At 70.0% G+C, this 13,070-nt stretch carries 11 protein-coding genes; 3 read left to right on the top strand and 8 right to left on the bottom strand.

Annotation, left to right across the window (positions count from 1 at the left end; all coding sequences use genetic code 11):
- Positions 1-27: 27 nt before the first annotated feature.
- Positions 28-855: an alpha/beta fold hydrolase gene (locus tag ABTX24_RS08850; protein WP_350838938.1), complete on the top strand. Its 828-nt coding sequence runs from the start codon at positions 28-30 to the stop codon at positions 853-855.
- Positions 856-992: 137 nt separating this feature from the next.
- On the opposite strand, the gene ABTX24_RS08845 is transcribed toward ABTX24_RS08850, so the two are convergent.
- Complete coding sequence (locus tag ABTX24_RS08845; protein WP_350838936.1) at positions 993-2,294, bottom strand: MFS transporter; 1,302 nt, start codon at positions 2,292-2,294, stop codon at positions 993-995.
- Between the two features lie 175 nt (positions 2,295-2,469).
- Here ABTX24_RS08845 and ABTX24_RS08840 point away from each other — a divergent pair, with 175 nt between their 5' ends.
- Entirely contained in the window at positions 2,470-3,204 is a 735-nt protein-coding gene (locus tag ABTX24_RS08840; RefSeq protein ID WP_350838934.1) for an SDR family oxidoreductase, read from the top strand.
- Positions 3,205-3,224: 20 nt separating this feature from the next.
- Here ABTX24_RS08840 and ABTX24_RS08835 read toward each other — a convergent pair whose 3' ends face one another.
- The 4 genes from ABTX24_RS08835 to ABTX24_RS08820 form a co-directional block, all read right to left on the bottom strand.
- The gene (locus ABTX24_RS08835) at positions 3,225-4,082 is read right to left on the bottom strand and encodes an alpha/beta hydrolase (protein WP_350838932.1); all 858 of its coding nucleotides are present in this window, start codon (positions 4,080-4,082) and stop codon (positions 3,225-3,227) included.
- Positions 4,083-4,123: 41 nt separating this feature from the next.
- The gene (locus ABTX24_RS08830) at positions 4,124-6,517 is read right to left on the bottom strand and encodes a DUF6351 family protein (protein ID WP_350838930.1); all 2,394 of its coding nucleotides are present in this window, start codon (positions 6,515-6,517) and stop codon (positions 4,124-4,126) included.
- Between the two features lie 92 nt (positions 6,518-6,609).
- The gene (locus ABTX24_RS08825) at positions 6,610-8,202 is read right to left on the bottom strand and encodes an MDR family MFS transporter (protein ID WP_350838928.1); all 1,593 of its coding nucleotides are present in this window, start codon (positions 8,200-8,202) and stop codon (positions 6,610-6,612) included.
- A gap of 98 nt (positions 8,203-8,300) precedes the next feature.
- Positions 8,301-8,906 carry a TetR/AcrR family transcriptional regulator gene (locus ABTX24_RS08820; RefSeq protein ID WP_160026332.1) on the bottom strand — a complete coding sequence of 202 codons (606 nt, stop codon included), beginning with the start codon at positions 8,904-8,906 and terminating at the stop codon, positions 8,301-8,303.
- A gap of 19 nt (positions 8,907-8,925) precedes the next feature.
- On the opposite strand from ABTX24_RS08820, the gene ABTX24_RS08815 reads away from it, so the two are divergent.
- Positions 8,926-10,329: an NAD(P)/FAD-dependent oxidoreductase gene (locus ABTX24_RS08815; protein WP_350838926.1), complete on the top strand. Its 1,404-nt coding sequence runs from the start codon at positions 8,926-8,928 to the stop codon at positions 10,327-10,329.
- Between the two features lie 12 nt (positions 10,330-10,341).
- Here ABTX24_RS08815 and ABTX24_RS08810 read toward each other — a convergent pair whose 3' ends face one another.
- From ABTX24_RS08810 to ABTX24_RS08800, 3 genes are read right to left on the bottom strand one after another with little or no spacing between them, the layout of a single operon-like run.
- Complete coding sequence (locus tag ABTX24_RS08810) at positions 10,342-11,874, bottom strand: PucR family transcriptional regulator (RefSeq protein WP_350838924.1); 1,533 nt, start codon at positions 11,872-11,874, stop codon at positions 10,342-10,344.
- A gap of 46 nt (positions 11,875-11,920) precedes the next feature.
- Positions 11,921-12,409: a nucleoside deaminase gene (locus ABTX24_RS08805; protein WP_350838922.1), complete on the bottom strand. Its 489-nt coding sequence runs from the start codon at positions 12,407-12,409 to the stop codon at positions 11,921-11,923.
- Positions 12,410-12,460: 51 nt separating this feature from the next.
- Positions 12,461-13,042, bottom strand: a complete 582-nt coding sequence (locus ABTX24_RS08800) for a superoxide dismutase family protein (RefSeq protein ID WP_350838920.1) — start codon at positions 13,040-13,042, stop codon at positions 12,461-12,463.
- Positions 13,043-13,070: the final 28 nt, after the last annotated feature.

The raw sequence follows: 13,070 nt of genomic DNA, 5'->3' as shown, positions 1-13,070 counted from the left end.
CGCTGCGCGTGACGGGAGGCGAGAGCAGTGGATTGGGTCCTGGACCAGGAGTTTCCGACGCCGGGTGGGACGGTGCGGTGGAGCGTGCTCGGCAGGGGCGAACCGATCGTCCTCGTGCACGGCACGCCGTACTCGTCGTACCTCTGGCGCGACATCGCTCCGGCGTTGTCGCGCCAGCGCACGGTCTACGTCTTCGACCATCTCGGCTTCGGCGCCTCGGAGAAGCACGAAGGCCAAGACCTCAGCCTGGCCGCCCAAGCGCAGAACTTCACGCGATTGCTGGACCACTGGGGGCTGTCCAGCCCCAGCATCGTCGCCCACGACATCGGGGGCGCGATAGCGCTGCGCGCACTGCTCATCGAAGGTGCCGCCTACCGCGACCTCACGCTCTTCGATGCCGTCAGCGGTGGCGAGTGGGAGCGCGGTCTCTTCCGGCTCATCCTGAACCATCCGGACGTCTTCGACCAGCTCCCGTCCTACGCTCACGAAGCGCTGGTCGCGAGCCACCTGAGGAACGCGACGGAGGTCGGCTTCCGTCCCGGTGTCCTGGAGGCTTTCCTCGACCCGTGGCGCCGACCGGAGGGACAGGCCGCCTTCTATCGCCAGTACAGCCAGATCCACCAGGCCGACACCGCCGAGTACGAGCCCCTGCTGGGCGAGCTCTCGCTCCCGCTGCACATCATCTGGGGACGTCAAGACCGGATACTTCCGCCCGAGTACGCGGAGTGGCTGCACGAACGCGTGCCGCACGCGCGTCTGTCCTGGATCGAGGGCGCCGGCCACCTCCTGCAGGAGGACGCGCCGGCCCAGCTCGTGGGTCATCTCTTGGCAGACATGCACGGCCGGCTCGACTGAGAACATCCGTTACCAGATGTCGAGGTTTGGTGACGCTCGGCGCAGGATGCGTGCTATCACTTCCGGGTGCGGTCCGGGCGCCCGTGTTGCTGGAGTCCCCCCACTCGGTAGCGAGGGCGTCCAGGACCGCACGCCAGTCAGGCTCGATCCGCCGTCACGACCTCGACCGGCTGCTCGCTGCGAGGCCCGGTCCACCAGACGGCAGTCGTGACCAGGCCGATCGCGAGCAACGCGGTGGTCAGCCAGAACGGATAGGTGCGGTCGATCCCGGAGAGCCAACCGGAGATCCAGCCGAACGGGGCGGCGGCGAGCATCACCGCGGTGCGTTGCAGCGCCATCACCCGTGACCGCTCGTCCTTGTCGACGTGGAAGGCGACGAGCGACTCCGAGAGCATGAAGAGCATCCCCGCGCCGAAGCCGTCGAGGAGGAGGCACACCCCGAGAAGCGCGTACGTCACGACGCCGGCGTCACCCTCGCCGGCCGGGATCACGACGAGCACGAGCTGGCCGGCCAGGTAGATGCCGAAGCCCCACAAGGTCGCCTGCTTGAGGTCGTGCCCCGAGGTCAGCCGGCGGATGAGGGTGAAGAGGAAGAGCACCGACAGCAGCGAGCGCACCATCGGGAAGAACGGCAGCACCGGGTCGGGCACGTGCAGGTGTTGGTTGACCAGGACCTGCCAGAAGGTGGCGTTGACGAGGGTGACGGCCGCGACGACGGCGGCGATGGCCAGCGCCAGCAGCGAGCCGCGCGAGTGGGCCAGCAGCCTCGCGGCCTCGCGGTAACCGACGAAGAGCCGCCAGAGGCTTTCGTGTCGGGTCTGCTCCATCCGGATCCGGCCCTGTCGGGTCTCGGTGGAGGCGGCGTACAGCAGGATGACCTTGGCCAGCATCACGACCGCGGCATTGATGAAGAGCACCCGCACCGCCGGCTCCAGGCCGAACTGCGCGACCATGAAGGCGGCGATCGGGGCGAAGAGCGCCGAGCAGTCGGCCGCGACCCGCACGAGCGAGTAGATGCCGGTGAGCTGGTCGCGCTCGGCGTCCTCGACCATCAGGCAGTCCCAGGCGTTCGCGGTGACCTGCAGCGCCCCGTTGAGCAGCGACGCGGCCAGGAAGGCCCAGAAGTCCTGGGCGAATGCCCAGATCAGACAGGGGATCACGAAGGCGATCACGTCGAAGACCGCGTTCGTCAGCCGACGTCCCATCCGGTCGGTGATGATGCCGCCGGCGAGCCCGAAGAACACCTGGGAGATCATCCCGGCCGTCGCCAGCAGGCCGATCTGTGCGTCGTGCAGCCCGAGGGTGAGCATGAAGACGGAGAGGTACGGCAGCACCAGCGCCATCGACAGACCCCACATCGGCTCCGTCCACACGCATGCGCGCGGGTTGCCACGGAGATGGATCAGGGTGTGCCACAGGGAGCCGGGGGAGGATGCCACCGGAGAAGTGAATCAGGTGCGAGCCAGGGTCGGAAAACGATTTCGCGGCGTTGGAGTGCGGCGACGACCCTGGTCCGTGGGGACCTGGCACGCGACGTCTGATTGCCGCCAGAACTGGCGGGGCGACATCGGTTGAATGGTTCATGAAGGAACCAATTCGAACGATGGGAAGCACATGAAGGTCGCCCTTGTCACCGGAGCCAGCCGCGGAATCGGCCAGGCCACGGCACGCCAGCTGGCCCAGAGCGGCAGCCACGTCATCCTGACCGCCCGCCGTCCCGAGACTCTCGAGGCCGAAGTCGAACGGCTGAACCGCGACGGCCACTCGGCCTCGGTACTCCAGCTGGACGTCACCGACCGCGACAGCGTGCAGCGCGCTGCTGATCATGTCGCCGCGACGTACGGGCACCTCGACGTTCTGGTCAACAACGCCGGCGTCCTTCCGGAGGCCACCAACCCCGAACCGGCCGAGGTCGTCGACCTCGAGATGTTCCGGCTCACGTACGAGACCAACCTGATCGGCGTGGTCGCTGTCCTCGAGGCGTTCCTGCCGCTCATCCGGAAGAGCGAGGCGGGGCGGATCGTGAACGTGACGACGACGATGGCCTCACTGGCCGACCAGACCAACCCGGACTCTCCCTACTACGGCATGGTCGTGCCCGCCTACCAGTCGTCGAAGGCCGCGCTGAACAACGTGACCATCGCGCTGGCGAAGGCGCTCACCGAGACTCCCGTCAAGGTGACCTCGGTGTGCCCGGGATTCGTGCAGACCGACCTGACCCCGATCAACCGGGACAACGCGCCCACCACGGCGGACCAGGCCGCCGAGGTGATCGTCCGTGCGGCGACCCTGCCCGACGACGCCCCGTCAGGGACGTTCGTCGACGCCAACGGACCCGTGCCGTGGTGAGTGCGCTGTGAGCTGCCTCGTCAGCCGGCCGCGATCTCCGCGAGGAGGTCGGCGGCCGGGGCCGGGTGGACGAGCCAGCCGAGGTGGCTCGACGTCAGGGTGTGGACGGCGTACGGGTTGTCCGGGGTGAGGGCGTCGCCCTCGCGGATCAGCCGGTCCTGCATCGCCGTCGGCATGCTGACGTCCTCGCTGAGGCGCACGTAGGCGCGGGGCACCGTTCCCCATGTCGACGCCTGGGCGCGGTCCTCGGGGCCACCGGCGTCGAGGTTCTCGTCGGGCTGGAAGGTGTTGAGGAACGTACGGAACTCGTCGTCGGTGCCGTCGGCCATGAAGGCGTGCTTGAGGCCGACGAGGACCTCGGGGGAGGCGGTTCGGAAGTTGCAGCGCAGCAGGCCGACATCGGCGGGGTTCGCGGCGGCCGCGCCGATCAGCGCGGAGGCGTCGAAGGAGGCCATCTCCGGCTCGGCGTTGTACGCGACCGCATCGAGCCCCACCGGGGCCCAGGCCGAGACATAGACCATCGAGTCGATCAGGTCCGGGCGGGCGTTGGCGGTCGCGGTCAGGGTGATCCCGCCGCGGCTGTGCGCGACGACGATCACCGGGCCGTGCTCCTTGGCCCGCTCGAGCACCGAGACGAGGCGAGCCACGTTGTCGGCGAGAGTGACGCCCTTGATGCCACCCGGGGCGGAGGCGAGCTCGGCGAGGTCCTGAGGCGCCTGGTAGGCCGCGGGGAACGTCGCCTCGAAGCCGTGGCCGGGGAGGTCGACCGCGAGGGAGCGGAACCCGCGCAGCGCCAGCTCTGCCTGCAGCGGTGCGAACGAGAACGAGTTGGCGAAGGCGCCGTGGACGAGGACGAAGGTCGGCTCCGGAGAAGGCATGGGCGAGACCTTAGCGGCGAGTCGCCGATGACGGCTGGCCTTTATTCGTCGGCCGCGCCACCGAACGGCGCCGACTGCGGCGCCGTGCCCATCGGCGTACCTCCGTGGACGACCGAGCCGTCGGCTCGTTGGTAGGTCAGCCACGGCACGGTCCTGGTGAAGCCCACACCTGGCTTGCTGTAGTCGCAGACCCCGCTGGGGAAGGCGGCCTCCAGCCGCTTCCACTGGGCGTCGGTGAGGCCGAAGGCGCCGTAGTCGTCGGTGCGACGCAGCGGCTTGAGCTGGCACTTGGCGTTGTCGGAGTGGTTGTTGTCGCCGGCCACGATCCGGGGTGTCGCGAAGTCGGTCTTGACCAGGTCGCTGACCGGTCCGAGCCCGCACACCAGGTCCGAGACCGGGTCGACGACGAGGTTGAGTGCGGGGTCCAGGACCGGGTTGAGGGCGGGGTTCAGGCCGTCGAGCGCGCCGCCGGTCAGGTCGTCCACGAGCGGGTCGGCGACCGGCAGGAACAGGCCGTCCTCGCTGGAGACTCCCTGGGTCTGGGTGCACCGGTCGTGCAGGTCGCCGGGACGGTCCTGGACGATCTTGTCCGCCAGCGGTACGTCACGCTCGTCCGCCTCCACCGAGGCCAGCCAGCGGTCCATCGCGAGCAGTGCCTCCTTGGAGTAGCTCGGGTCGCCGATGAGGGGTGTCACGCCGTACCAGATCACCTGGTTGTCGGCGTGCCCCTGTTCCCGGGTCAGCCGGTCGCGCATCGCCCACGACCAGCGGGCGTCGTGCGCGATGCCCGGGTCGGGCCCGCGGTGGTCGATGATCGCCACGTCGGACAGGTTGCTGGCGGTGTTGACCATCCCGCTGCGGTAGGCGTTGGTGAGCGCCGTCGGGTCCGCGACCGAGCGCTGTGCCCGCGGCTGGACGTCGATGTCGAGCCCGCCGATCTTCTCGTTGACGTCGACGAACTGCTCCGGGGTGATCGCCCCGGCACGGAGCGCCTCGAGGCCGTACTGCACGCCGGTGTTGTCCAGCGGCGAGCCCGCGAAGCCCCGCCCGATCTGCTTCTCCTGGGGCGTCCACACGCTCTTCGGCCGCGGGCCGAAGATGTTGATGGCGCCGTCGATGATCGAGCAGCGTACGCCGCCGGGGTTGCTCTCCGCGTCGTAGCGCTCCCGGTCGCTGACCCCGGCGCACGGGTGCGTCGGCATGACCGCCTGCTTGAACAGGCCCTCGTCGGCGGTGACCGCGTTGAGCGGCAGCAGGTGGCCCTCGACCGCCGCCCACTGCAGCGGGTTCCAGAACCTGCCATCGGTGAGCCGCTGGGAGCTCTCGAAGTACTTGCGGAGCAGGTGGTAGTCGGAGAACTGCAGGCCAGGCGAGAGCGAGTCGGGGTAGGAGCAGGTCACGACCAGGCCCTGGTAGATCCCGGGGTAGGCGTTCGCGATCGTCTGCTGCGCGATCGAGCCGCCGGAGCAGCCGCTGCCGATCGTGTAGCGCAGGTCGCCGTACGTCTCGACCAGGTGCTCCTTGGCCATCATCAGCGACTCGGCCGCGCTGGTGACGGTGCAGTTGTGGCCGGTGTTGGCCAGCGCGGTCGAGAGCATCGCGAAGCCGCGCCCGAGGGCGACGGTCGGGCTGTCGCCCAGTGCGTCGGCGACGAGCGGGACGCCCAGGTCGAAAGTGCCGGAGTAGTCCTTGGTCGGCGCGGTGCCGACCTCGTGGTCGACCCCGCAACTGCCGCCGTGCGGGATGAACAGCTTGTTGTTCCACTGCTGCTGCGGACGCCAGCGCTGCCACCGCTTGCCGGGCTGCCAGAGCACGGCGATCCGGTACTGGTCGCGGTTCTGGTAGCCGGTCTCCACACGTACGACGAACGGCACCGTCACGCCCTCGTCGGTGGTCGTGGTGGCGACGTCACGCGGAGGGTTCGCGGGATCGTACGGCCGGAGCCCGTCGAGCAGTGGATTTGTCGATTTGTAGAGCCAGCTGATCGCCGGCTCCTGGTTGCACTGCGCATCCGTCGCTGTCGGCTGACAGCGCCACGGCTGCAGCTGAGGTCCGGAGAAGATCGGCCCGCCGCGCGGGTGGTTGGTGATCGTGAGCCGGGCGCCACGACCGTCAGGCAGGCGAGCGGTCAGCTCGTTGGTCCCGACCCGCAGGCCGCGTACGACACCCTCGATCTCGCCGTTTGGCCGCTCCGCGAAGACGCCGGTGACGTCGCGGTCCTTCAACGACACCTTCAGGTCGTCCGGGTCGGCGCCTTTCGGCAGGGTGACTCGCACCAGCGCGTTGCCGTCGGAGACCAGATCGGCCCGGTTGGAGAGGGTCTCCAGGACGACGTCCCCGGCCGAAGCCGCCGAGGCCGGTGCCACACCGAGCAGCATGCTCGCGACGAGGGCGGACACCGTCGCGATCGAGAGGGGCAGGGCGCGAGCGGGCATGGCATGCCTTTCCGAGAGCTGCGCACGTCCCTCGAGCGGACGGTCGCCGTGACAGGAGAATGCCCCCTGCCACGGCGACCGTCAAGGAAGCCTCAGCCTGCGACTGCCTCCCCGCGAGCGACCATGCCGGCCTCGTCGGAGAGCTTGACCTCCTTGAGGAACAGCGCGAGCGCGAGACCGAGGAGGATCAGCGGCACGAGGTACCAGAACGCCGGTGCGAGCGCCTCGGTGAAGGCGTCGACGACCCAGGTGTGGAGCGGCTCGGGCAGCTGCTCGACAGCAGCCGGGGTGAGGCTCCCGCCGGAGAACCCGGCACCGTCGGCGGGCATCATCCCCGAGGAGGCCATCTTCTCGGCCAGGCCACCGAAGTTGTCGGACAGCCGCGTGGTGAACACGGTCGTGAACAGCGCCGTGCCGACGGTCGCACCGATCTCCCGGAAGAAGTTGTTCGCCGAGGTCGCGGTGCCGAGCTCGTGCGGGTCGACGGCGTTCTGGACGGCGAGCACGATGGTCTGCATGACCAGGCCCATCCCGGCGCCGAGCACGAAGATCATCAGCCCGAAGACGACCATCGACATGTCGCCGGTGATCGTGGTCATCCAGGCGATCCCGGCCGCGGTGATGAGCAGACCGACGATCGGGAAGATCTTGTAGCGGCCCGTCTTCGAGATCGCGATGCCCGAGCCGATCGCGGTCAGCATCATGCCGGCCATCATCGGCAGCATCAGCAGCCCGGAGCTGGTGATCGAGGCACCGGTCGACATCTGCAGGAACGTCGGCAGCATCGCCATCGCCGAGAACATGCCCATCCCGAGGACCAGGCCGATCAGCGTGGTCACCGTGAACGTGGGGTTCTTGAAGAGACGCAGCGGGATCAGCGGCTCGGGCGCGAGGGTCTCGGTGACGATGAAGGCGGCCACCGAGGCCAGGGTGCCGACGAGCAGCGCGAGCAGCTGCGGCGAGGACCAGTCGTAGCCGTCGTGGCCGAGCGACTCCCACGATGTCAGCAGCACGATGCCGCAGGTGGAGAGCACCATGAACATGATCCCCAGCCAGTCGACCGGGCGTCCGGAGCGGTGCGAGGGCAGCCGCAGGGCGAACCAGGCCACCGCGAACGCGATGATGCCGACCGGTACGTTGATCCAGAAGGTCCAGCGCCAGCCCGGGCCGTCGGTGAGCCAGCCACCGAGAAGCGGTCCGATGACGGCGGAGATACCGAAAAGGGCGCCCATCGGGCCCATGTACTTGCCGCGCTCGGAGGCCGGCACGATGTCGGCGATGATCGCCTGGGACAGGATCATCAGCCCGCCACCGCCGAGCCCCTGGAGACCGCGGGCGGCGACCAGCTCGGGGAAGGTCTGCGCCATCCCGCCGAAGAGCGAGCCGAGGGTGAACAGGGCGACGGCGACCAGGAACGGCCAGCGGCGACCCCACAGGTCACCGAACTTCCCGTACAGCGGCATCACGATCGCGATCGCCATGATGTAGGAGGTGATCACCCACCCCTGGTGCTCGACCCCGTCGAGCTCGCCGACGATCGTCGGCATCGCCGTGCTCACGATCGTCTGGTCGAGGGAGGAGAGGAACATCGAGGCCATCAGAGCACCGAAGATCAGCCAGATCGTACGCGGCGTCAGCACGACCAACGGCTTGTCGGGCGCGTCGGGCGCGACCGTATGACTCATGGGGTTGGACCTTCCAGGCGGGAGTTGAACAGGCAGGAGTTGAAGAGGTGGTGACACACGGGTCCCGTGTGACGTGAGAAGTCCCGAGAGAGGTGTGGCTAGTCGTCGAGGAGCAGACGGAGCTGGGCGACGGCCTCGGGCAGATGCGCCACCGCATCGCCCTCGTAGCCCGACCGCGCCCAGGCGAGCGCGCTCGATCGCATCAGCAGCCCGGCGACCATCCCGATCGTGTCGTCATCGACAGGGGAGGGCCGTGCCGTACGTCGCTCGGCGAGCAGCTGCTCGAGCTCGCCGATGACGCGCTGGTGCCAGGCGATGTGTCGCTGGACGAGGCGGGGTTCGGAGACCATCAGTCGCATCGCCCGCTCGCCCTGTTCGATGTTGGGAGCGGCATTCCTGAGGAATCCCGCCACCAGCGCCTCCAGGTCGGTCATCAGCCGCCCCGACGGCCCGCCGGAGACGAACTGCGCGCGCACCTCGGCGTCCAGGTCGATCTCCTGGATGCCGAGGACCGCGTCGTCCTTGGAGTCGAAGTAGTTGAAGAACGTACGCGTCGACAACCCCGCCGCGGCGCTGATCTCCTCCACGGTGACGTCATCGAGACCACGCTCGCCGACCAGTCGCTGAGCAGCCTCGATCAGCGCCAGCCGACGCTCCCGCTTCTGGCGCTCGCGGGCGTTCGAAGGAGGGGCAGAGGTGGGCACAGGGCTATTCTTGCAGTGAGTGCAAGTTGCAGTCAATGCAAGAAAGGTGTGGCGGGGACAACAGGGTGCCGTTGTGGAGGGAGCACAGCCGCAACCCCTGAACTTGTGGGCGACGGCCAACGAGCAGCCGCGCGTGGCGGCCGACGATGGAGCCATGAACTCCAGCAGGCACTCACGTCCCGAGCGCGTCGTCGTGGTCGGCGCAGGCATGGTCGGGTTGTCCACCGCATGGTTCCTCCAGGAGGCCGGTGTCGAGGTGACCGTCGTCGACCGCGACGACGTCGCCGCGGGCTCGAGCTGGGGCAACGCAGGGTGGTTGACGCCCAGCATGGCCGTACCCCTCCCGGAGCCCTCGGTGCTGGCCTATGGCTTCCGGGCCGTGCTCAGCCCCTCCTCCCCGGTGTACATCCCGCCGACCGCCAACCCGCGTCTGCTCCGCTTCCTGGCGCAGTTCGGCCGCAACTGCACCCACCCGCGGTGGCAGCGCGCGATGGCGGCTCTGATCCCGCTCAACAACGGGGCGCTCGCGGCCTTCGACGACCTCGAGCGCGGCGGCGTGACGGCGAGGACGAAGCTCGCCGAGCCGTTCACCGCCGCGTTCCGGACCGCGGAGGACAGCAAGGCGCTGCTCGAGGAGTTCGAGCACATCCGGGCCAGCGGCCAGGAGATCAACTTCGATCTCGTCGACGGTGAGACGGCTCGCGCCGACGAGCCCGCGCTCGCCGGCGGCATCGCCACCGCGATCCGGATCCGCGACCAGCGCTTCATCGACCCCGCGGCGTACGTGGAGTCCATCGCCGCCTCCGTTCGTGCTCGCGGAGGCCGGATCCTGGCGGACCACGACGCGGAGGAAGTGGTCTCCTCGGGCTCGGGCTCGGGCTCGGGCTCGGGCTCGGGCGTCGAGGTCGCCGGGGAGCGGTACGACGCCGCTGTGCTGTCCACCGGCGCCCGCCTCAACCGGCTCGCTCGCGACTACGGCGTCCGGCGCATCGTGCAGGCCGGTCGGGGATACTCCTTCACGGTCAAGGTCGACGACCAGCCGCGAGGCCCGGTCTACTTCCCGACCCAGCGGGTGGCCTGCACGCCGGTCGGCGACCGGCTGCGGATCGCGGGGATGATGGAGTTCCGCGACGTCGACGCGCCGATGGACCCGCGGCGGATCCAGGCCCTGGTGACCGAGGCCAGGACGCTCCTCAAGGGCGTCCACCTGGACCAGCGCGAGGACGAGTGGGTCGGTGCCAGGCCGTGTACGTCCGACGGGCTCCCGCTCGTCGGGGCCACGCGCGACCCGAAGGTCTTCGTCGCCGGCGGCCACGGCATGTGGGGGATCACCTTGGGCCCGGTCACCGGCCGGCTGCTCGCCGAGCAGATCGCCACCGGCGTACGCCCCGACGAGCTGCGCCCGGTCGACCCGCTGCGGTAACGGCCGACAGCCTCACCCGTTGGCCGCGTCGGCGCGGGCACGCGCCAGCTCGAGGCGTACGGCCAGGCGCTGGGCGGGGTCGTCGAGGTCGAGCGGACAGGCCTCGGAGAGTCGGGCCAGGCGGTAGCGCACGGTGTTGGGGTGGACCCCCAGCACCCGCGCCGCCCGGCCGACCTCGCCCCAGTGGTCGACGACGGCCTCGAGCGTCGCGAGCAGCGTGGGGTCGGCCTCGGGAGCAGTGAGCCTGGCGACCGGAGAGACCAGCGGCATCCCGGCCAACCCCGCCAAGGCTCGAGCCAGCACCAGCTCGGGCCAGCAGTCCTCGACCGCGGCCACCGCCCGGCGTCGGCCGGTGAGCTCGACGGTGGACAGCTCGGCCGCCTCGGTCCGGGACCGGATCAGCTCGGCGAGCGTCTCCACCGCGGAGCCGAGCCGCAGCCCGACCGTGGGGCTGTGTCCTGACTCGGCGCGGACCAGGTCGGTGAACCAGGCGGTCGAACCGGGGCCGGACGAGTCGGACAGCACCGCGTACAGGAGCCCGTCGAGGTCGACCACGACCGGCTGGCGCCAGCCGTGCCGACGCGCCAGGATCACCCACAGCTCGGCACGCGCCTCGATGCCCAGGCCCTCCGGGCCGATGAGCGCAGCCACCCGCCACGGCTCCGGACCGAGCCAGTCGGGTCGGTCCGTGGTGTCGCCGCGCAGCGCGGTGCGGACGTGGTCTAGCTGTGTCTGACGGTGCAGCTCGGTCTGGGCACGCAGGCGCAGCAGGTAGAGGGCGATCACGTCGACGGCGGCTCGCAGCTCGCCCGATCGTGTTGTTCGGGGTGGCTCGTCCACCACGGCCCAGATCGATCCGAGCCACTCGCCGCCCGCGCGCACCGGGATGACGTATCGAGGCCGGGTGCCCGGGTTCGCCGCTGGCACGAAGAGCGGCTCGTCGGAGCGGGCGAGGTGTCGGAAGACGCCGACCGAGCGGAAATGGTTGCGCACCTCGCGCGGCACCCGGCGGCCCACGATGGTCGACATCCGCGCCTGGTCGACGTCCTCCTGACCGGTGGAGTAGGCCAGTACCCGGGAGGCGGCGTCCTCGACCGTCACCGGGGCCCCGAGCAACGCGCCCACCTTGTCGGCCATGTCGAACAGGTCGGAGTAAAGGTCGTCGGCCGGTTCCGGGCTCCGCCCGGTCTGCGCGGCCTCGAGCGTCTTCCTCAGCATCGCCATCACCGGCGACCACGGCGCCTCGTCCGGGATCGCCAGCAGCGGCAGCCCGTGGTCGGCGCAGCGGCGACGCACCTCGTCGCGGTCGGCCCACGAACGCCGGAGCACGAGCGCCGCCGCGTCGCGTGCCTTGCCGATGACCTCCAGAGCGTCGTCCAGCGAGCGTACGCCCACAGCCAGGACCACGTCGCCGCGCTCGACCTGGATGGGTCCGTCGGCCTCGACGAGCTCCACGCCGAGCACGGGCCGGGTCGTCTCTCCGGCCTGAGACAGCTCCGCGAACGCAGGAGCGACCGCCTGCGCCAGGTCTGCTGCGGTGATCACTCGATCACTGTCCCACGAGGACGCGAGGTGCGGCCCCGACCGGTGGTCAGGCCCGAGCTGCCGCCTCATGGAGCTTGCGGATCTCGTCGACCAGCTCGGGGACGGGGCCGACGACATCGACCGCCGGCGCGACCTCCTGGATCGGCAGCGCCCGGACCGGCGACTCCGCTGCGCCCCAGCCGGCCCGCCACTGCGTCAGCTGCGCGGAAGAAGCGATGTAGACGACCCGTCCGACCCCCGACCAACCGTGCGCGGCCGAGCACATCGGGCAGTGCTCGCCCGAGGTGTAGACCGTCGCCCCGGCCCGGGCCACCGGGTCGAGGTGGAGCGCCGCCCAGCGGGCGAGCTCGATCTCCGGGTGTGCGGTCGGGTCGCCGGTCGAGTGCTCGCGGTTGCGACCCTCTTGGAGTGGCGTGCCGGTGCTGTCCGCCAGGACGGACCCGAACGGTCCGTCGCCGTCCGCCAACGCCTCCGCCGCCAGTTCCAGGCAGCGTCGCAGGTGGGCCATGTCAGTCTGGGTGAGATCGGTGGTCACCGTTCCAGTCTGCGGCCACCCGGCGGCGTACGTCGCCTCATTTCGCGACGGTCAGCCGGCGTCGATCACCGCGCAGGCGATCCGGCCGCCGGCGTCTCCGGTCTTGGTCGTGTCCTCGTCAGGGCCCTCGGGGGCGTACCTCTCCGGGACGTTCGCGTAGTTGTCCGGATCCGCGTGGATCATGACCGCGCTGCCGTCCGCGTCCCGGAGGTCGTCGAGGGTGAAGGGGCCGGTGAACTCCAGGCTGGCGGTGCCGTCCTCGTTCACCAGGAGCGCCGGCAGGTCGCCGAGGTGCTCGCCATGGGCGCTGTCGTCGGGGTTGAGGTGACCGCCCGCGGAGAGGAAGTCGCCGGCCTTCGACGGGTCGTCCGGGGCGGTGCTGTCGGCCTCGCACTTGCCGGTCGTGTGCACGTGGAAGCCGTGGTAGCCGGCCGGCAGGCCGCTCACCCGGACGTTGATCTGGGTGGCCCCGTCGTCCTCCTCGATCGCGACGGTCCCGACCTTCTTCCCGTCGGGGTCGGCGAGCTTCGCGCTCACCTCGTTGCGGTCGTCGGGGTCTGCCTCCTCTCCGCAGGCGGCGAGAGTCAGCAGGGCGCAGGCGGCGAGGGCAGCAGCCGTTGCACGACGGGACAAGGGATACCTCCACGAGAACGGGATCCGG

This window comes from Nocardioides sp. NPDC127514, assembly GCF_040302125.1.
Classification (GTDB): Bacteria; Actinomycetota; Actinomycetes; order Propionibacteriales; family Nocardioidaceae; genus Nocardioides.
This window is presented reverse-complemented; position numbering and strand designations above follow the sequence as displayed.

Coding starts and splice junctions, on each gene's coding strand:
- ABTX24_RS08830 (WP_350838930.1), bottom strand. CDS start 6,517: ATGCCCGCTCGCGCCCTGCCCCTCTCGATCGCGACGGTGTCCGCCCTC.
- ABTX24_RS08825 (WP_350838928.1), bottom strand. CDS start 8,202: ATGAGTCATACGGTCGCGCCCGACGCGCCCGACAAGCCGTTGGTCGTG.
- ABTX24_RS08835 (WP_350838932.1), bottom strand. CDS start 4,082: ATGCCTTCTCCGGAGCCGACCTTCGTCCTCGTCCACGGCGCCTTCGCC.
- ABTX24_RS08840 (WP_350838934.1), top strand. CDS start 2,470: ATGAAGGTCGCCCTTGTCACCGGAGCCAGCCGCGGAATCGGCCAGGCC.